This window comes from Bdellovibrio bacteriovorus (genome assembly GCF_001592735.1).
Classification (GTDB): domain Bacteria; phylum Bdellovibrionota; class Bdellovibrionia; order Bdellovibrionales; family Bdellovibrionaceae; genus Bdellovibrio; species Bdellovibrio bacteriovorus_D.
Genome location: NZ_LUKE01000001.1, coordinates 2,140,006 through 2,160,057, shown reverse-complemented (window position 1 = coordinate 2,160,057; position 20,052 = coordinate 2,140,006). Strand labels below are relative to the sequence as shown.

General features: G+C 46.1%; 20 protein-coding genes and 1 tRNA gene. 1 reads left to right on the top strand and 20 read right to left on the bottom strand.

Features of this window, described 5'->3' with window-relative positions; translation table 11 throughout:
* Positions 1-118 precede the first annotated feature (118 nt).
* A tRNA-Ala gene (locus tag AZI86_RS10505) sits at positions 119-194 on the bottom strand.
* Positions 195-348: 154 nt separating this feature from the next.
* The gene (locus AZI86_RS10500; protein ID WP_253715865.1) at positions 349-861 is read right to left on the bottom strand and encodes a hypothetical protein; all 513 of its coding nucleotides are present in this window, start codon (positions 859-861) and stop codon (positions 349-351) included.
* 261 nt (positions 862-1,122) lie between these two features.
* Between AZI86_RS10500 and AZI86_RS10495 the strand changes: the two genes are divergently transcribed.
* Entirely contained in the window at positions 1,123-1,425 is a 303-nt protein-coding gene (locus AZI86_RS10495) for a cupin domain-containing protein (RefSeq protein WP_061834994.1), read from the top strand.
* A gap of 42 nt (positions 1,426-1,467) precedes the next feature.
* On the opposite strand, the gene AZI86_RS10490 is transcribed toward AZI86_RS10495, so the two are convergent.
* From AZI86_RS10490 to lepB (AZI86_RS10405), 18 genes are all read right to left on the bottom strand, one after another.
* Positions 1,468-2,772 carry a replication-associated recombination protein A gene (locus tag AZI86_RS10490; protein ID WP_061834993.1) on the bottom strand — a complete coding sequence of 435 codons (1,305 nt, stop codon included), beginning with the start codon at positions 2,770-2,772 and terminating at the stop codon, positions 1,468-1,470.
* Positions 2,773-2,806: 34 nt separating this feature from the next.
* The gene (locus tag AZI86_RS10485) at positions 2,807-3,388 is read right to left on the bottom strand and encodes a hypothetical protein (protein ID WP_157684676.1); all 582 of its coding nucleotides are present in this window, start codon (positions 3,386-3,388) and stop codon (positions 2,807-2,809) included.
* An 11-nt stretch (positions 3,389-3,399) separates the two neighbouring features.
* Positions 3,400-5,571 (bottom strand): type IV pilus secretin PilQ, encoded by a 2,172-nt coding sequence (gene pilQ / locus AZI86_RS10480; protein WP_061834991.1) that lies wholly within the window; start codon positions 5,569-5,571, stop codon positions 3,400-3,402.
* A gap of 56 nt (positions 5,572-5,627) precedes the next feature.
* Complete coding sequence (locus tag AZI86_RS10475) at positions 5,628-6,356, bottom strand: pilus assembly protein PilP (protein WP_061834989.1); 729 nt, start codon at positions 6,354-6,356, stop codon at positions 5,628-5,630.
* Positions 6,353-6,949 carry a type 4a pilus biogenesis protein PilO gene (locus AZI86_RS10470; protein ID WP_061834988.1) on the bottom strand — a complete coding sequence of 199 codons (597 nt, stop codon included), beginning with the start codon at positions 6,947-6,949 and terminating at the stop codon, positions 6,353-6,355. Before AZI86_RS10470 ends, AZI86_RS10475 begins: the two co-directional genes overlap by 4 nt.
* On the bottom strand, positions 6,946-7,548 hold the full coding sequence (locus AZI86_RS10465) for a PilN domain-containing protein (protein WP_061834987.1): 603 nt from the start codon (positions 7,546-7,548) through the stop codon (positions 6,946-6,948). The genes AZI86_RS10470 and AZI86_RS10465 overlap by 4 nt, the downstream gene beginning before the upstream one ends.
* Positions 7,545-8,597, bottom strand: coding sequence for a type IV pilus assembly protein PilM (gene pilM / locus AZI86_RS10460; RefSeq protein WP_061834985.1), 1,053 nt, complete (start codon positions 8,595-8,597; stop codon positions 7,545-7,547). The genes AZI86_RS10465 and pilM overlap by 4 nt, the downstream gene beginning before the upstream one ends.
* A 125-nt stretch (positions 8,598-8,722) precedes the next feature.
* Positions 8,723-9,514: a prepilin peptidase gene (locus AZI86_RS10455; protein ID WP_253715864.1), complete on the bottom strand. Its 792-nt coding sequence runs from the start codon at positions 9,512-9,514 to the stop codon at positions 8,723-8,725.
* 18 nt (positions 9,515-9,532) lie between these two features.
* Positions 9,533-10,303 (bottom strand): ABC transporter permease, encoded by a 771-nt coding sequence (locus AZI86_RS10450; protein WP_253715863.1) that lies wholly within the window; start codon positions 10,301-10,303, stop codon positions 9,533-9,535.
* Positions 10,296-11,042: an ABC transporter ATP-binding protein gene (locus tag AZI86_RS10445; RefSeq protein ID WP_061834983.1), complete on the bottom strand. Its 747-nt coding sequence runs from the start codon at positions 11,040-11,042 to the stop codon at positions 10,296-10,298. Before AZI86_RS10445 ends, AZI86_RS10450 begins: the two co-directional genes overlap by 8 nt.
* Positions 11,043-11,048: 6 nt before the next feature.
* Complete coding sequence (locus tag AZI86_RS10440; protein ID WP_096000885.1) at positions 11,049-11,936, bottom strand: substrate-binding domain-containing protein; 888 nt, start codon at positions 11,934-11,936, stop codon at positions 11,049-11,051.
* Complete coding sequence (gene carB / locus AZI86_RS10435; RefSeq protein WP_061834981.1) at positions 11,933-15,127, bottom strand: carbamoyl-phosphate synthase large subunit; 3,195 nt, start codon at positions 15,125-15,127, stop codon at positions 11,933-11,935. The genes AZI86_RS10440 and carB overlap by 4 nt, the downstream gene beginning before the upstream one ends.
* A 37-nt stretch (positions 15,128-15,164) precedes the next feature.
* Entirely contained in the window at positions 15,165-15,812 is a 648-nt protein-coding gene (locus tag AZI86_RS10430; RefSeq protein ID WP_061834979.1) for a hypothetical protein, read from the bottom strand.
* On the bottom strand, positions 15,809-16,876 hold the full coding sequence (carA, locus tag AZI86_RS10425; RefSeq protein WP_061834977.1) for a glutamine-hydrolyzing carbamoyl-phosphate synthase small subunit: 1,068 nt from the start codon (positions 16,874-16,876) through the stop codon (positions 15,809-15,811). Before carA ends, AZI86_RS10430 begins: the two co-directional genes overlap by 4 nt.
* Positions 16,873-17,808: an aspartate carbamoyltransferase catalytic subunit gene (locus AZI86_RS10420; protein ID WP_061834975.1), complete on the bottom strand. Its 936-nt coding sequence runs from the start codon at positions 17,806-17,808 to the stop codon at positions 16,873-16,875. Before AZI86_RS10420 ends, carA begins: the two co-directional genes overlap by 4 nt.
* A 47-nt stretch (positions 17,809-17,855) precedes the next feature.
* Positions 17,856-18,533, bottom strand: coding sequence for a signal peptidase I (gene lepB / locus AZI86_RS10415; RefSeq protein WP_061834973.1), 678 nt, complete (start codon positions 18,531-18,533; stop codon positions 17,856-17,858).
* Between the two features lie 41 nt (positions 18,534-18,574).
* Entirely contained in the window at positions 18,575-19,273 is a 699-nt protein-coding gene (gene lepB, locus AZI86_RS10410; RefSeq protein ID WP_061834972.1) for a signal peptidase I, read from the bottom strand.
* Entirely contained in the window at positions 19,273-20,043 is a 771-nt protein-coding gene (lepB, locus tag AZI86_RS10405; protein ID WP_061834971.1) for a signal peptidase I, read from the bottom strand. Before lepB (AZI86_RS10405) ends, lepB (AZI86_RS10410) begins: the two co-directional genes overlap by 1 nt.
* Positions 20,044-20,052: the final 9 nt, after the last annotated feature.

The following is a 20,052-nucleotide window of genomic DNA, read 5'->3' as shown; positions in this document are numbered from 1 at the left end:
TCAGTTTTCAAAGAGCGAATTTTGTCGAGGAACCAATCTGATCGATTTCATCCTCGGCGTCAATGTTCTTTTTTATTTTCGTTAGTTTTTTATTTCTAAAAAACTTCGCGAAGATAATTGGTGGAGGCAACAGGGATCGAACCTGCGACCTTCTGAATGCAAATCAGATGCTCTCCCAGCTGAGCTATGCCCCCGAACAAAGTGGAGCTGTTTTCTCGTAACGCCCTTGAAACGTCAATAGCTTTTTTTCGAAAATTTAATGAGAGATGAAAAGTGCCTAAAATAACAACCGAGGCCTCTGCCCCGGTTTTCAGCACTTAACTATTAAGTAGCGATTTTTATTATTGATTAGGCGCTAGCTCTTAACTTTGACGCAAGAAGTCTGTTAAGCCATTGGCGCTCTACTTCAAGATCGAATCCAACTTTTTCTCCGCCAGTCACGATCGCTAAATACACTTTTTTAAGGATTTCCGTCTCTTGATCTGCTCCACCGTCAGCTCCTAACGACTCTTCGATGGCTTCAAAGACACTGACTAGGTCCGGAGTTGTGACTACCTTAGGAATACGGGCCATATCTAGACCCAACGTCTCACATGGTTTGAAACCGACAAGAGTTTCCGTCAATAAGACCTTCGTAGAGTTCTTAAAGTTCACCTGAATGAACGGCTTCCCTTCAGAGTCTGCGCGGTGAAGAACTTCACTCACGTCAGTTGAATTGAAAGAGAAAAGCTTCCCGTCGAGGTCTTGACGAATTTGCACTCGTCCTGATTCGTTGATCTTCGCACGAAGGCCTTTCGAACCATCGACAAAATTCAAGATGTGATCTAGTTCAGCATGTGTCGACTTAGATTTAGTGCTCAAAATTCCTCCCCCTAATTACATAGGGTCCTTCCTACAATAGAGTTATCGTCAGCATATCGCATGACTTAACGGCAAACTTTAAAATGTTGAGAATCAGGTCTCTTATCCTGTCGCAATTTGAGTACTTTCTCGCGATAGTGTTTCATCACGAGATGCGGCAGCGAAAGCAAGCAGTGCGACTTGAGTTTCGCGTTTCGATTTGAGATAACGAAGCTCAAGGAACCCCAAGTACTCAAGGATTTTTTAGAAGAAAAGACGTTTATGATTATCACAAGATGGCAAGCACCGATCGTTCCAACGAAACAACAAGTTCACATGATCTTAGAATCTGAAGGACTTGAACCCTTCGATGAAGTTTGCGCGGCTCACACAAAAATCCAAGATAAGCGTCACCCCTTCGCCGAAGTGCGTGTGGTGATTGAAGGAGAGATGATCTTTAATATCTCAGGCAATCAGTTTGCTCTGCGCCCGGGGGATCGTTTGGAAATTCCGGCAAATACTAAGCATTCTTACGCTGCTCACGGCCCGAACGGTTGCATCAGCGTCTGCGCTAAAACCATCTAAATAAACAGCGCCGACGCAGCAACGCCGTCAGTGGGGCTTAATTTACTTCTGCCCCTTCATCCAATTTAAATAATCTCTTATATTTTTCTCAAAGCCCCGTTGTGTGGGCTCATAAAAAACAGAATCTTTTATTTCTTCAGGCAGGTAATTTTGCGCGGTCCACCCTGTGGGATAATCGTGGGGATATTTATAATCTCGACCGTATCCTAAGTCTTTGGCTAAAGCAGTCTTCGCAGAACGTAAATGCAATGGCACTGGCAAAGTGCGGGTCTCTTCAACCAAAGCTTTGGCTTTATTTAAAGACATATAAGACGCATTTGATTTTGGGCACGAGGCCAAATACGTAGTCACTTGGGCCAAGGTGATCGCCCCCTCAGGCAAACCAATAGCTTCAACAGCTTGCAGTCCCGATACCGCCACGGAAATTCCGCGTGGATCGGCATTTCCGATGTCTTCCGAGGCAAGAATAATAAGTCTGCGGGCGATAAAAATAGGATCTTCCCCGCCATCCAACATACGAGCTAGGTAATAAACCGCCGCATCCGGATCACTGCCACGCACGCTTTTAATAAACGCCGAAATCAGGTCATAGTGCATTTCGGAATTCTTGTCATAGCCGATAGGATTTTGCTGTAAAAGCTCGCGCATTTCATTCACATCCAAGCGCAGCTCGGGGCTTTCATCGCGCATGTAATTGTAAATGATTTCTAAACTATTGATCAGGCGACGAGCATCTCCGTCAGAAAACTCAATCAGATTCTGAATGGCTTCGGCAGTTAACATCTCTGTCACAGACTTCTTATAGTGAGCCTCTGCGCGGGCGATGATTTTGTTTAAATCGTGTTCGGAAAGGCGTTCAAAAATAACCACGCGACAACGACTTAAAAGGGCGCGATTCAGTTCATAACTAGGGTTTTCCGTCGTAGCCCCAATAAGAACGACATCCCCTTTTTCTACAAAGGGTAAAAGCACGTCTTGTTGGGCCTTATTAAAACGATGGATTTCATCGACAAAAAGCACGGTTTTTTGTTGGTACTGCAGGCGGCGCTCTCGCCCCGCTTCGCCAATTTCTCGCAAAGTCTTTGCGCCCGAATCCACCGCGTTGATATTTACAAAATGAGCATTGAAGTGCTGGGATAAAGCCAAAGCGAAAGTGGTTTTCCCCGTTCCCGGAGGGCCCCAGATGATAAGGCTTGGCAAATAGCCTTTTCGCAACATCTGACCTAGCTTGGATTGTGTGCCTAAAGTTTTCTCTTGGCCAAAAATCTCATCCAGATTCTTGGGACGAAGAACCTCAGATAACGGCGAAGAACTGACGGCGGCTTGAGAAGAAGAGAACAAATCCATGGCTTACACATAAACCATGGATTTGAATAAATCATTAAAAAGCTTGGATGGTGACGTATCCTTGTAATTTTACGGGCGTCTCATCGCCATTGGGGGCTCGCTCTAAACCAAAAATTTCAACCGTTCCGGTGGTGGTAAACTGACCCGAAGCCTTCACCCCACCACAATAAGCCGCGCAATCGGTTTGGAAAGGGCTGTCTGGGCTTCCCGAGCCGCCGGGCACGATGGCTTCGGTATAATTTTTCCACCAGGTCGTGTTAAGCGCTCGAAGAGAGTCCCCAGAAATCTCACATTTTGAAGCCTGCGCGGACTCTCCCGGTGTTGACCCCGGAAGATTGTAGGTTATACGGATAAGAGAAATCACTAAATCGTTCGAGTTATTAGCCCGCCAGAATTTGAACGTCGGAATACGGAAATAATCGGCCTCTACATCTTGAGTGGGTGTCTGACCAATGCCGGTAATCAATTTACTGTAGCAGCTAATTGCCTTTGCCGGAATCAAAGGCAAAGGCGACGTGGTGACTGAAAACTCTGTGTTCACTTCTTCTTGTTGACCGCAAGACCCTAAGAGCAAAGCTGCGGTCATCAAACTTGACATTAAAATAAGTTTTTTCATACCGCCTCCCATTACAATTCTTCTGTGGGTGCATTGCCATCCACTTGTCCCATGATTCTTGGAGTGACGAACACCAATAGCTCTGATTTTTCACGGGTTGTACCGCGAGATTTAAACAGATTTCCAAAAACCGGAATCTCTCTTAACCATGGAATGCCAGCTTCTCCCTCGGTCGCATCGCTTTGGAAAATTCCACCGATAACAGCGGTTTGCCCATTTTTAACTAACACTCGCGTATTAGCCTCGCGACTGTTGACCGAAAAAGCGCCGGCTGTGCCCACATCAGCTCCGCGGAACTGACGATTGACGTTCACCTTCATAATAACCGAACCATCGGCCGTGACCTGAGGGGTCACTTCTAATTTTAATACCAATGGTTTAAAAGTAATAGTTTCCACCGTGGTATTCGCATTTTGAGTCACCTGTCTTAACGGAACCTCAGTGGTTTGATTGATCACCGCAGTTTCGTTTGTCATCGTCATGACTCTTGGAGCCGAGATGACTTTCACTTTTTGTTCGGATTCAGCCAATGTCAAAGCCGCACCCAATGTACCAAAGAAATCCAACGTACCTACAGAGAGATTGAAATTGAAGTTTCCGCCTTGCACAACGCCCGGATTGACGTTGAAAGTAGGAACCATCTGAACCGGACCTCGAGACGTTGAACCTACACGGATCGGAGCGCCCGAAGAATTCCAAGTAACCCCCACACTGCGAGAAAAGCTTTCACTGGCTTCAACCAGACGCCCTTCGATAAGAACTTGGGGTGGTTGGGTATCTAAACTTGCAATAAGTTTTGCCGCACGCTCTAGATTTTCTTCGATATCCGTTACAACCAAAGCATTCGTACGCGCGTCGCCGATCACACGGCCCCGCTCGCCTAAGAATTCTTTGATTTTCTTTTCAAGATCATCAACACGCGCATAGCTCACCGGGAACATACGAACTTTTAAAGGTTCGATCGTGCGCTTTGACTGAGCCAATTTGGTCGCATCGTCTTCTTCGGCTTTTAGGTCCGCCAAAGGAGCAATACGTAAAACATTTCCTTGGCGCGCGTATCCCAGTTTTTTAGCTTTCATGATAACCACTAAAGCTTGGTCCCAAGGCACTTGGCGAAGTTTAAGATTGATGGGGCCTTTCACGTCTTCGGTGATGACCATGTTGACGCCACTTTCCTCGGTGATAAAACCCAGGGCGTCGCGAACATCCATATTATTAGTTTCGATGGAAATTTTCTTTCCGTAAAACTGCGTGTTATTTGCTAAGAATCCAGTCAAGTCTTCACTAGGTAGGATTTTTTCGTTTTCGTCATCTGCCGGTGCTGCCGCCACACCACCTACCGCCTGAGAGTTCGCCACGATCAAAAGACTTGAACCTTCCGCTTGAACTGCAGGCTCACTCAAACCTTGGCGAAGTTGGATCACGAAACGTGCGACATTTGAGCCCGGATTTTGATAAGCATCCACGGCCCCGATGCTTCCCTTGATATCTTTGGTATTCAGAGAACGTTTTAATTTTTCAGGTAAGATTGCATTTTCAACTTCAATCACGAACTGTTGCAAATCAGTGTTTGCACGAGTTGTGTAATTTAAAGGACGATCCGCTTTCACCACGATAGTCCCGCCAGTGTCATTAGCACGGAACTGCAGATCTGTGATCATCGCTGGAGAGCTGGTTGGCATTGGTTCATGTTCTGGCTCTGGAGCGGGGGCATCCACGACGGGAACTGGTTCCGGTGCTGGAGCTAACAAGTCTGGTTCTGGAGCTGGAGCCGGCACGTCTGGCGCGGGAACGTCGGCAATCGCGGGATCCGCAAAGGGATCTTCTTCAGCAATATGATCCGCCGGAACATCCGCGGGCATGTCAGCTGGAGGCTCTGCTGGCGCTTCGGCAATGCCTTGGTCCGCAGATCCGTTCGCCGACGGTTCATTGAATTCGTCTTCGATAGCTAGATCTTGATCACCTGAACTCTCCGTGGGAGCTGCTTCAGCCGTTTGGTTTGAGCCCGAATCTTCAAATTCAGAGAAATCGTCACCCGATCCTCCAGAATCATCAGCCGCCATGGCAGAATCAGATGATTCGGTACCATCAAAAGCCATGTCATCTTCGACCGGCGCACTTGTACATGATAATAAAGACGTTATCAATGCACTCAGGATTAACAATCTAATGAATCCGTTCATTAGTTCCCTCCTTGGAAAACGACTTTTCGGCCCCAGCCGAATGTCGATATATGCTACTACTTAGTCAGTTCCATCACTCGAGTTTCTTTGGTGACTTTTCCGTCGTCATACATAGTTTCAACGACCACGACTTCACCCTCTCGTATCACCGCAACAAATCCATCGTTACGGCCCACTTTAGAATTCTTAATGACCGTATGTACGGCCCCATCTGGGTCTTTTATCATCGCACGTGGAGTGCGAACATCCCAGAGAATACCGATCACTTGCAACTTCTCAACTTCGAACTTTTGTAAAGGTTCTAACTGCTGAGTCGTTCTGGGGTCTACGGGACGCGCTAAACGGAATGCTTTAAACGGGTCCCGGCGTGTCGCTGGATCGTAAGGCATTTCTTGGAACGTAGGCGCGGCGACATCCGTCGCCCCTGGCGCTTGTCCTTGAGCCGGTACCGGCGGCGCAGGGGTTGGAGCCGCCATATTTCCGTTATCTGGTGTCGTCGCCCCATCACCAAACGCATTTTCATCCACCGGTGGCGGCGGCACTTTCGATGGCACCGCACCTGGATTTGCCGACGGAGTCGCCGCACCCGTCGGCGGCGGAGTATTCGGAGGTGTCGGCACTTGCGTCGACTCAACCTCTTTTAAAAATTCCGCAGGCAATTCTCCCGAAGATGGTGCGTCTTGAGAACGTGCCGGCGCCATGAACTTCAAACTCACCACGAAGGCAAGCCCCAGTCCCAAGGACGCTACCACAAGATAAGAAAAAAACCATCTAAACGACTTCACCTAGGAGTCCCCGTACCCGGAGCGGCCGCTGGCTTTTCCGGAGTCAGTTTATAACCCACAACATTACCGCTAAATTTCAAACGCTTGGGATCTTCAGGCAAAGTAGAAATGACCACGTTTTTCACACGGGACATTCTTTCTGCCGAGCCCACCAGGAAAGCAAATCGTGAAAGCTGCGCATAGGTGCCTTCAAGAGTGACTTCCACCGGAACTTCTTCAACCACTTCGCCACGCACATTATCGCCTGGTTTTTTGGATTTTACGCTCACGCCAGAACCACGTGCAAAATCATCGATAGACTTATTGATATCGATCGAAAACAAAGTCGCCGGAAGACGTCGCGAAATCTCTTCGTATTTTTGACTTAGCTGACCGATTTTCTCTTGCATCTCTTGAACTTGCTTTAGCGTATTATCGGTGTCTTTCTTTTTTACTTCTTCGGCGGCCAACTGATCATTCATGGCCATAATTTGCGCCGTTATTTGCGACCCATCGTTATACAAGAAGTACCAATAGAATACGGTCAGACCCAGTCCTATCATAAGGACCTTTGAAAACTCCTGAGCTGCGAGAGTTTCAAAAAACTTATTCATTTAGGTCTCTCCAACAAACAACTGATTTCAAACTTTTTCAAAGGAATGCCATCTTGCACTTGCTCGGTAGAGTTTAACAAGTTGACGTCCATTAAGAACACACTGCGAGTTAAAGCGTCTAAGAATGAGGAAACTTCAAAGTCACTTAAAGCCAAGCCTTGCAGTTGAACACTGTCCGGTTCTAACTGAACTCGAGTCAGCCATGCTTTTTCCGGAATCACAGTCTGTAAAAGCTCTAGGACCCTCACTTCACGCTGCCGATCGACAGAGATCTTTTCTAAAGCCGCGATACGCGCCTCGATCAAAGCTTCATCTTCTTTAAATTTTTTAATTTCGGCCACAGATGCCGCCTGCTTTTCATTATAAACCTGCAGTTCTGAAAGCATCTGCTGTTTCGAAGCCAGTTCATTTTGCTTTGCCGGAAGACTTTGCATTTCATAGAAGTAAAGCAAAGCCGGTCCCGCCAAAATAACCAACAGGCGAATTAAAGCATCACGGCGAATCTGTTCCGGTGATGAAAAGCCATCGGCGGAGAAAACCCCTGGAGCCGATGCCGGAATTGCACCCACGGCGGAACCCGCAAGATTAATCTTAATCATGAGTCCCCCAGGTTTCTGATGGCTAATCCAGTTACCACAGAAGCAAAAGAACTGATTTGTTCTAAATATTCCGGGGAAAACTTTTTGCCGTTGGCTTTGACCTTTAAGAAAGGATTGAAGCGCTGCATTTGCATGCCCGTCACCCGGCCAATTGTTTCCACCAACCCTGACGTCGACGAGCTTCCGCCCGTGTAATAACACTGATGCAAGACCAAGCCATTTGTTGTCGCACTTAAAAAGTCTAAGCTGGAGCGAATCTCTTCAGTGACGGCTTCATTGGTAGAGCTTAAAATGCTGTGGACTTCATCTGGAACATCTCGACGAGACATGGCGCTGAGCTTTAGAGACTCTGCCTCTTGAATCGTGACGCCCATGGCTTTATGAATTTCATTGGTGTAATTGGCCCCACCCACGGGGATGTCACGGCAGAAAATCACTTCTCCGTTTTGAATAACCACGAAATTGGTGATTGAAGCACCGAAGTTCAAAATCCCGACAGCCTGGCCATTCACTTTTCCATAGTTCAATTCGAAGGCGTTAGCTAATGCAAAGCCACTTACATCAAGGACACCGCACTTCACCCCCGCAAGTTCGACGACTTGGGTGTATTGCGACACGAGTTCGTTCTGCGCGGCAATCAACAGAATATCCATAGAGTCCGGCGAACTGCTATGAGAAAGAATATGGTGGGCCAAGCTGATATTATTGATATCAAAAGGAATGTATTGTTCTGCTTCAAAGCGAATTTGATCCTGGATGAGTTTTACATCCATGCGTGGAATGGTGATCTTTTTAACGATCACGGCCGTTCCCCACATCGCCGTTGCAACATTTTTTCTTTTGGATTTGACTTCATTTAAAAGAGACTGAATCGCGATCCCAACAGAGCCGATATCAACGATTTCTCCGCCGGCAACGGAGTTCGCAGGAGTTGGGGCGAAACCAAAAGAAAGCAGAGTGGCGCTTTTCCCACTGAAATCCATCTCAGCAAGCTTGATGGAACTCGTACCAATATCGAGTCCAATGACTTTCTTTGATTTAAAAAACATGCCTTCGTTGCTTCCCCAAAAGTTACCGCGACTTACGCCGACTTACGTCTTTAAGACACAAGTCCTAATACCAAATTATTTCTTCTTGAAGACTGAATGTCAAATAAGGGGTCTAGCCTAGACGCTTACACACCGGGAAGAAAAAGGTCCAGGTACCACAACGCTATGGTCTCGCCGCCGAACAAATACATCAGGGCCCCGAGGGCGAGGTAAGGTCCGAAAGGGATCACCGTCTTTAGTCCAGCATTTTGTTTTCTTGCAGCTATGATCCCGACAACGCTCCCGATGATCGCCGAACTCATAATAACAAAAGGAATGGCTTTCCAACCCAACAAAGCTCCGATCCAGGCAAGCAGCTTAATGTCACCGCCTCCCATGCCTTCTTGCTTCGTCAGCAAATAATAGACATAGGCCATGCCCCATAAAAATCCGCCCCCCATTAAAACCCCAAAAAGAGAGTCCAAGAACTCTCGTTGCGGATTTAAATAGGCGCCGACAAGGCCAATCACGATTCCCGACAAAGTAAATTCATCCGGCAAAATCATATGATCTAAATCGATAAACGTACAAACCACCAACCCAAAAATAAAAATCAAATATTCAAGCAACGACCAAGAAAATCCCACATAGTGGAAACTCAATGCAAAAAGACTGGCCATCAAGAGTTCCACCAAGGCATATCGGAAACTGAATTTAGCGCCGCAATGGCGACATCTTCCACGCAAAATAAACCAACTAAAAATCGGAATATTGTCGTACCACTTCACCGGTGTTTTACAACTGTAACAGTGACTGCCGGGCTTAACGACGCTTTCTTCTTTCGGAAGACGATAAATAACAACGTTTGCAAAGCTACCAAACAGCGCGCCAAAAACAAAGAAAACGACCAAATAAAAAATCTCCATCTCTGGCAACATGCACGCGTCCTTTGCGAATTAAACGATGTCTTTCCGTTTGAACAGGAATTGAGAAATCAGAATCAATAACAACAACCACCCTGTCATATGACTTAGCATCCATAGAATGCCATCCGATGGCAATCCGTTTTCTAAGAAATAGGCCGACTTCCAATTCATGCGATAAAAATTAGGCGATACCCAATGCAGAAATTTAACAACATCGATAAATGTCTGTTCTTGGCTTTTATTGGCAAAGAACGTCAGGTCTTCCAGGGAATGTCCCAAAATAAAGAACATGATCCCGCCCGCTAACGCTAACACCGGTCGAACAATCAAACTAAGCCCGATGACGATTCCCAACAACACGGCACTTTCAAACCACAGACTTAAGCAGATCTGGATAAAGGAAAGCCACTGTTCCGAATTGTTCCATAATTTTAGAAGAGCAAACAAAAGAACCGCCAAAGCCCCCATCACAAGGGTGTTGAGAGCTAAAATGCCTCCCATTTTCCCTAAGATAAACTGACCACGAGTGATCGGTCGAGACAGTATTAAAAGACAAGTCTGTTTTTCAATTTCCTTTGAAATAAGATATGAACCCAAAAACAAAGAAATACCCAGCATCGCCGTTTGAATCGCTAAAAAACCAAAGTCCGTCAGGATTTTTCTTTGTTCATCAAATGAAAGAGCCCCGAGTAAGAAACTTAATGCCAGCAAGCCCCCGGCGATCACCACGACGATCATAAAAACTTTTTCACGTAACATTTCGCGCAAAGTGGTTTTAGCTAACGCCCACACTTTAACCACGGCGCACCTCCTGCTGTTTTTTTAAAACAGCAAAAGCTTTTTCCAGACTTTGGAATTCCGCCATAAATGTATTTAAGACGCCATTATAAAGAATCTCGCCGTGATTGACGACCACCAGGTGCGAGCAAAGTTCTTCCATGTCTTGCAACAAGTGGCTGCTAAAAAAAAGACTCACCCCGCGACGTTGTTCTTCACGCAAGATATCCTTCACCATCGCTCGTCCATCAGGATCAAGACCCGACATCGGCTCATCTAAAATCAGTAAATCCGGACGAGTTAAAATCGCTTGCGCGATCCCAATTCTTTGCAACATCCCCTTAGAATAAGTTCTTAAACGACGATCTTTGGCTTCAAACAAATCAACTTTTTTAAGGGCTTCATGGGCTCTTTCGTGGAAGTCTTTTAGCGAAGCTCCGTAACAAAGATTCCAATGCAGACGAAGAAATTCCATACCTGTTAGGAACTCATACAGATAAGGTCGCTCGGGCAAATATCCTATGCGAGTTTTTGCGTTGTTATCTAAAGGTTTGCCAAAAAATAAAACCTCACCAGAATCCGGTCGAATGAAGTCAAAGATGCATTTGATGGTGGTGGTTTTCCCCGCACCGTTACTGCCGACGAAACCTGACGTTTGGCCTTCAGGTAAAGCAAAAGAAACGTCTTTAAGAACGTGGCGATTTTTTTCGAACAAACCGCCCTTAAAGGTCTTATTTATTTTTTTGATTTCTAATACTGCCATCAACCTTTACGGTTTAAGCTCGATTTTTAGAGCCTTCACCATCTCCCTCACAGGATCATACTGTTTAGAAGTGGCTGGCATCAAGTCACGAGAACCTAAAATTTCAGAATAGGCCTGCTTAGTGGGGTTTTCTTCAAAAATTTCGATCAAAGAGAACATCAAGGTGTGCGTGATTTTAGGATATTTATCGTAAAAGTCCTGACGAACACAGAATGGATCATTCGGGATTGGTTCGCTGGTCCAGATAATACGATATTTTTTGGGGTCTTTTGCAAATTGAGCCCAAGCGCTGTGTTTGCCTTTTTCATCATCACTGTAAACCGCCGCCGCATCTACCTTACCCGCCTCTAAAAATTGAATGGATTCCTTATGGTTTCCACTAAAGGCCGCTTCTTTAAAGTCGGAATTTTTAATGCCCAGCTTTTGCAGCGCCACTTGTGGATAAAGGTAACCCGACGAAGACTTTTCATCCACGAAGACGATTTTTTTGCCCTTCAAATCCTGCAGCTTGCGAATTTTTGAATTCGTCGGAACGATCACCGTAGAGTAATAGAAGGGCTCTTGCCACACCGTTTTTAATAAAACTTTGGCTTGGGCCTGCTGCTCGGCAAAGACGAAAGTGGACGAAGAAAAGAACGCAAAGTCGACTTTCTTGGTGCGCATGGCTTCAACCAGCCCGATGTAGTTTTTGGAAAGGTAAATGTTGACCGGTATTTGCAACTTTTCTTGCAATGCTTTGGCTAAAGCCAAACCTTGTTCACGCAACTTTTCTGGGTTGCCACCGGGAATCACCCCAATGGTGATTGTCTCGGGTTGAGCCTCTGCGGCAAAAACAGGATGACCCACCGTCACCAAACCCAAGGCGCAAACTAAAAGAAAAATACGACCGATCAAAACTCCTCCATCGCCATCAATGACTCAACATTTGATGATTCATTCTTTTGATTTTGCAAAGCAAGAACAAAGGCTTCAGCTGCGTCACTTTCAGTCAGACAAGGGATGTTGTAATCCGTACAAGCGCGACGGATATCAAAACTCGCCTCAATCGCACGACGACCCGATGTCGTATTAATCACAAATGCCACTTCGCCAGAGCGGATCTTATCCACACAATGAGGGCGCCCCTCATCGACTTTCTTTAAAGACATGCAGTTCACACCCCGATCGTTAAAGAAACTCGCCGTTCCCGTCGTCGCCGAAACGCCATAGCCCATGCGCTGAAGTTCTTTAGCTAAAGTGAGCATGCTCTCTTTGTCTTTATCTCTTAAAGAGAAAAACACCTGGCCGGTTCTTGGAAGTTTTATGTTACTTGAAAGGAATGCCTTCGACAGAGCTTCGGAATAGTTATTTCCGCGTCCCATGCTTTCACCGGTTGATTTCATTTCTGGGCCTAGTAAAGAATCTGCTTCAGGAAATTTTTTAAACGGGAAGACAACGCCTTTAACAGAAACGTGCTCAGTTTTACGCCATTGCAAACCATCTAATTTCAAATCTTTCGCCTTTTTGCCCAACATCGCGGCCACACCCAAATCAATCAACGGAATGGCTGTGGCCTTTGCCACAAATGGGACCGAGCGTGAACTGCGAGGGTTGGCTTCGAGCATGTAAACAACATCATTTAAAACGGCCAGTTGCAAATTCAAATGCCCAATCACGCCGATACGATTTGCTAGTTGTTTACTTAAGTCCTCAATGCGCTGGCAAGTTTCTGGCTTAAGACGTTGTGGAGGTAAAACACCCATCGAATCTCCGGAGTGAACCCCCGCGGCTTCAATATGCTCAACCACCCCACCGATAACAGTCCAATCTTCACCGCGCACTAAATCCACATCGACTTCTAAAGCGCCGGCCAAGAATTGATCCATTAAACACGGACGCTCTTTGGAGATATAGTCTTTATGACGTTGGAAATAAGACATTAATTCATCGCGGTTTTCAATGACTTCCATACGGCGTCCACCCAAAACGTAGCTGGGGCGACAAATCATCGGGTAACCGACATTTTCTTCGAAATTTAAGGCGTCCATCAGACTGCCCGCCATAGCCGAATTGGGAATGGCGAAGTTGAGCTCTTTACAGATCTTTGAAAACAATCCGCGATCTTCGGCTAAATCAATCGTTTCAAGTGAAGAACCTAAAAGATGAAAACCGGCTTTGACTAACTCAGGGGCTGCATTGATCGGAGTTTGTCCCCCCAATTGGGCAACAAAACCTTTTGGCTTCATGAAGCGCATGACTTCAATTAAGCTTTCCACCGTCAAAGGCTCAAAGAAAAGAACATCCGAGGTGTCATAGTCGGTAGAAACAGTTTCGGGATTTGAGTTTACCATAATGACTTTGCTGCCATTTTTTTGGAAACCCTTAACCCCACGCACGCAAGAGTAATCAAATTCAATTCCTTGACCGATGCGATTCGGACCACTGCCAATAATCACCACCGCATTCGGCGCGTTTACCGAGGCAGAAACCGTCGGCCAATAGGAGGAATAAAAATACGGTGTTGAAGATTCAAACTCACCCGCACACGTGTCCACTTGTTGGTAGCGAGGTAGGATCTGATGTTTTTCGCGGAACTCGCGTATTTCTTTTTCAGTTTTTCCCATTAAGGCGCCCAAACGCGCGTCCGTGAAACCTTTGCGCTTTGCCGTCAACATAAGGTCAATAGCTTCGGGCGTGAAGTCGCGCTTAAATTTATTTTCAAATTTAATCAGGCCTTCAATTTGCTCTAAGAAGTAAGGAATGATGCCGGTCAGTTCTTCGATTTCGGCGACAGTCTTACCTTCACGGAAGGCTTGGAATAGTTGATAAATGCGCAGACTGTTCGGGTAAGAAATCTTGCCGACCTCTAATTCCACTTCGGGAATAGCCTGAGGGTTTGCTTCTAAACTGGCCAAAGCTTTCATTAAAGATTCTTGGAGGGTCCTGCCAATACCCATCACTTCGCCCACACTTTTCATTTGGGTGGTTAGGGTGTCTTTCGAACCTTGGAATTTTTCAAAAGCAAAGCGTGGGATTTTTGTAACCACATAGTCCAGCGCAGGCTCATAACAAGATGGCGTGACCTTTGTGATGTCATTTTGTAATTCATCAAGACTGTAACCAATCGCCAGTAAAGCGGCGATTTTAGCAATCGGGAATCCCGTCGCCTTACTTGCCAGTGCCGACGAACGACTGACCCGTGGATTCATCTCAATAACCACGCGTTCACCCGTCTTGGGGTGAACTGCGAACTGGATGTTTGCGCCCCCTGTTTGAATACCGACTTCGTTGATGATCTTACAAGCTTCATCGCGCATCGCTTGATATTCGCGATCGCTGAGAGTTTGTTGTGGAGCGACGGTGATGCTATCGCCCGTGTGCACACCACATGGATCCAGGTTTTCAATCGAACACACCACCACGAAGGTACCTTGATAGTCGCGCATGACTTCAAGTTCGTATTCTTTCCAACCTAAAATACTTTCTTCAACCAAAACTTCAGAGGTCGGACTTTCATGAAGACCCCCGACTAACATTTTTTGATACTCTTCGGGAGAGTAGGCGATACCGCCCCCGCCGCCGCCTAAGGTGTAGTTTGGACGAAGGACAATCGGATACCCTAGTTCTTCAGCCACCTGAAGGCCATGTTCGAAGGTACGAACCATATGACTCTTAGGATATTTCGCGCCGATCTTATCCAGCAAGCCGCGGAAAATTTCGCGGTCTTCTCCGGCCTTGATCACCTGCGGGGTCGCACCTAAAAGTTGAACTTTATGCTTTTGCAGAATGCCTTTGGCGTAAAGATCAAGAGCCAGATTTAAAGCCGTTTGACCACCTAATGTAGGGATCACCGCATCGGGCTTTTCTTTTTCGATGATTTTTTCTAAATAGTCGACTTTCAGTGGCTCGACGTAAACTCGGGTCGCCACTTCAGGATCGGTCATGATGGTCGCCGGATTGGAATTGACTAAGATCACTTCCAAACCTTCGCGCATCAAGGCTTTACAAGCTTGCGTCCCAGAGTAATCAAATTCACACGCTTGCCCAATTACAATCGGTCCTGAACCGATGATCAAAACCTTCTTAATATTGGACTTGCGTGGCATCTTTATCTCCTTCCACCTTTGCTTAAGCTTCGGCGGATTAAAGCCCCATCTTCCCATCGTTGGTATAGATGAGTTCGGGTCTAACATGTTTATACTGTTCAAATTTGTAGCGCATCTTAATCAGACGAAGCATCAATAGATCGGGATCTAAATCTGGATCTTTGCGATGGCGCTTCACTTCGCCCAAGATGAATTTTTTGGCACTTTCCGGATGGAAGCAAAAACCACGCGTGAAAACATAGCTGTCACCATGCGGAATCAGACGCACTTCAAAAATTTCATCCGAATCAAATCCAAAAACAAAAGAGCTTTGTTTTACAACCAGTTTTTGGTTCGCCAACAAATCTTTGATGTAAACATCACCGTTTTTAATTTTGATAAATTCAAAAAGCGAATGGCGATGGCGTTTTAAAACTTCCAAGGTTTTTAACTCTTCATCTGAAAAACGCAGTTCACGCACTAAGAGACATGCATCTAACGGAGTCTGGCCATAGCCCTTCAACTCACGCGTAAAAAAGTACCAATCATAAAATTGCGCCATACGGGATTCAAAATGTTCGGAGTTTTCATCCAACGTTCCCGCATTTTCAAAAAATTCCTTTTTTGCCATCGCCAGCTCATCCTTGAAGGCGTCGCTGACAAAGTGATTCAAAATCTTTTCGATCAACTTTTCGTATTCGTTCATATCATCCGCTCTATAAAATAGCTAAACAGTCCGGACGCTTCATGCGGTCCAGGACAACTTTCCGGATGATATTGTATTCCCAAACATTTCTTTTTATCACTATAAAAACCTGCCACAGTGCCATCATTTAGGTTCACGTGCGTGACCTGGACGTCCGGAGGAAGACTTTCCTGTTCAACTGCATAACCGTGGTTCTGACTGGTCATATAAATCTGATTAAGCACGGTGTCGCGAATCGGATGATTGCTGCCCCGGTGACCGAACTTCAACTTATAGGTTTTAGCTCCTAATGCCAGGGCTAAAACCTGATGGCCCATGCAAATCCCAAAAATGGGCTTAACACCTAAAAGTTCACGAACAGTTCCAATAGCCACCTTCACATCCGCCGGGTCCCCGGGCCCATTTGTCAACATGACGCCGTCAGGCTTATAATCCATGATTTCCTGAACCGAAGAGCGGCTGTTGAAAATCTTAATTTCCGAGCAACGGTTTTGCAGCTCACGCAAGATGTTTTCTTTGCTGCCGAAATCAAGCACCGCCACTTTCGGGCCCACCATATTATCTCCACGGCGGACTTCGGCTTCTTTGCGCGAGGCCAAGTAAACCCAATCTTTATCTAATTTTTTCTTTTCCGCTATTAATGCGGCGGCCTTTTGTTTTGCTTCCGATTCATTCTTGGCGTGCACGATCGCTCCCCAAGGAGTTCCCCCAGAGCGTAAGCGCAAAACCAGTTGGCGCGTGTCGAGTTCCGAAAGAAGTGGAATCCCGGCCTCCGTCAGTCTTTTTTTCCAAGCCTGATCGCGCTCGGTGTCTTGCACTTCAAGACAAATAAAGCCCTCAATCCAGATTCGGCTCGATTCCCAAACTTCATCAGCAACCCCATAGTTCCCTTGCATGGGGGCGGTCATCACCACAATTTGTGAAAAATAAGAAGGATCGGTCGCGATTTCTTCGTAACCGGAGTGAGAGGTGTTAAAAACAACCTCACCGGCGCGATCGTGGCCCCCATTCCAAAGGCCTTGATAAACTTCTCCGCTTTCTAAAACCAGATAGCCTTTGTTCATTTTTCCTCCGAAAGTGTGAGATAAATTAATGCCTGACGAATGAAGACGCCGTTAGAAACCTGATCTAAAACCTGGCAACGAGGGTCTTGCAAAACTTCTGAGTCAAGCTCAGTCCCTTGATTGATCGGGCCTGGATGCATGATCAGGGCTTTGGATGATAAAGCTTTTAAATTCTCTTTAGTAAATCCGTAATCACGACGATAGTCCGCCAAAGAATATTTATTTTCATGACGCTCTAACTGCACTCGCAACGCCATCGCGGCCGTGGACCACTGCAAACCCTCTTTTAAAGAGCTGAAAACTTTTACTTGAGAGTGTTCCGGCAAGAATTCTTTAGGTCCGCACAACGCCACCTCATAGCCCAGCTTTTTTGATAATTCAAAGTGCGAAGCCGCCACGCGACTGTGACGAACATCGCCCACAATCAAAACTTTTTGCTCCTCACAGGTGCCCAGATGCTTGCGAATTGTATAAGCATCTAACAGCGCTTGCGTCGGGTGACCGCGCTTACCCCAGCCGGCATTTAAAATCGGCGTGTTGATTTTTTTTGCAATATCATGGAAATCAAGCTCATCCCCGCAGCGAATGACCAGAAATGACGGCTTCATCGCATTGACGTTCAAGATGGTGTCTTCGAAGGTTTCACCCTTTTCCAAACTGCTGCCAGATTTTCCATCCAAGCGCAGAGGGTAAATTCCCAATCGCGCGCAGGCCGTTTCAAAGCTCATACGGGTGCGCGTGCTGGCTTCAAAAAACAAAAGGGCTCCGGTTTTTCCGAAGCCCTCAAAGGGAATAGCAGAGCCGCGTTTGGCATCGGCCAAACCAAAGCTCCGGCCTTCCGAAATCTCGTCTGCCACAGAGAAAAGACGGTCTATTTTTGTTTTTTCGAGAGAAGAAAGATCAATGAGAGATTTATTATTTCTAGATGACATCTAGAACCCAAGCCTATGGCCCGAAGCCCGTTCTGTCAACGGACTGATTATTGAACGGAAGAAAAAACTCTTTCCCAACGCACTGAAGGGTAACGATCGCCGCCCCATTTCTTTTGCCAATCCAGCGAGAGCCAAATTAAGACGACTTCACCCACCACGCGATCCATCGGAACCGTGCCCCAATAGCGCGAGTCGTCACTAGCATCGCGATTGTCCCCAAGAAGGAAAACCTCTCCCGGTGGAACAACGAGGGGCCCGAAATCTTTCTCTTCAGATTGCTTTTGGAAGATCACGCGACGAATATGACTTTCGGACTTTTCTTCAAAGATATCAAAAAGCTGTGGATTGGGATTATCGCGGTCCTCACCCGAAATAAGGCGGTACTCCAAGGGCTGATCATTGATGGACAACCGGCCTTGAGAGATCTGCACTTTATCCCCCGGCAATGCCACCACCCGCTTTACGTAAGTGATTGTCGGAGACTCCGGATAAGTAAAAACGACCAAATCCCCTCTTTCCGGAAATATTTCATTCCAACGCTGAGATGAAAAGGGCATCGGAACGCCGTAAGACAGTCGCGAAGAAAAAATAAAGTCGCCAGATTTTAAAGTAGGCTGCATGGAACCGGTCGGCACTTTATAAGCGGTCAGCAAAAAACTGCGCACAAACAGAGCAAAAAGAACTGCTAGGACTAATGTTGTTAAATACTCCCGCCAACGATTCATTCTTTAAGTCTAGACGTAACGGAGAGCAAATTCTAGTGATTCTATTGAACTTTTTTAAACAGTCGATTGAAACGGATTTGTGACGGATCGCAAACAAAAGACATCGTCGGCAAAGTGCTGTGACAAGAAAGCCAAATCAGCGATGCATTTCCGATGATATAATCATTTTTCACAAAGCCCCAAACGCGAGAATCACTGGATTGATCGCGGTTATCCCCCATGAAAAAGTAATTTCCTTGGGGCACTTCAAAGGTTTGCACGTCACCAGAAGTGTCGGGAAAAAATCTGACGGTGTATTCTTTAGATCCGTTGTTTTCTTTATAATATTGAAAAGACCCGTCGTCACCCGTCGTCGGGGTCATCTTAAACTCTTGATCATTGACAGTGACTCGTCCCGCCTTCACTTGCACAAGGTCCCCGGGCAAACCAATCAGACGTTTGATGTAATAGACATCGGGATTTTCAGGATAACGAAAAACAATCACTTCGCCCCGTTCCGGCTGCGACCACTGAACAAGCCAAGGTTCAGCAAAAGGCACATGCAATCCGTAAGCGAATTTTTTTACCAAGATATGATCATGAATCAAAAGATTGGGAATCATGCTTCCTGAAGGAATTACGAAAGGTTCAACCAACGCCCAGCGGACAGTTAGCACCAGCAAAATCGGAAAAAGGAACGTTAGAATCGCCTGATTCCAAGTTCCTTTTAAGCTTTTCTGCGGTTGTTGATTTGATTCCACTAGTTCACGGGATGGAAGAATCGTCCCCAGCGAATCGTGATCGGATTACACAAGAACGGCAATGCCGGAATAGTCTCTTCACAAGAAAGCCACACGAACATGGCACGACCTAAGATATTTTTCTTAGGCAAGAACCCCCACACACGGCTGTCTGAGGAGTTCATGCGATTGTCACCCATAACAAACAGGTGATCATCGGGAACGACCACGGGGCCATAAGTTTCATAGATGTCGCCTTTACGAAGCAAGATCGAGTGATTCTTGCCTGGCAATTCTTCCGCAAACTGAACGTAGTTTTCGCGGCTGTCGTTGATGTTGCCATCACGTTGGAAGTCCGCATCGCGAAGCCACGCAAAATCGGCCGTGCTTAAAGGAACTTTTTTATCGACAGGCTTGTCATTGATGTAAAGAGTTCCATTTTCATAATAAATCTTATCGCCCGGCTCGCCAACGATACGCTTGATAAAGAATGTGCTCATGTCCTTAGGAAACTTAAAAACAATCACTTCCCCACGCTTTGGTTCGTTGAATTTTACCAACCAATTTTCGCTAAAAGGAACTCGCAATCCGTAAGTCAATTTGTTCACAAAAATATGATCGTGAATTAAAAGCGAAGGAAGCATTGAACCTGAAGGAATTACGTAAGCTTCAATAAATCCCCAACGAATGAACAAGGCAATAAACACAGCCAGGAATAAAGATCCCCAACCTTCTGTCCAAAAGATTTTGGTTCTAAAGTTCCAACCACCCTTATCTTTTTTCTCACTCATACTAACTCC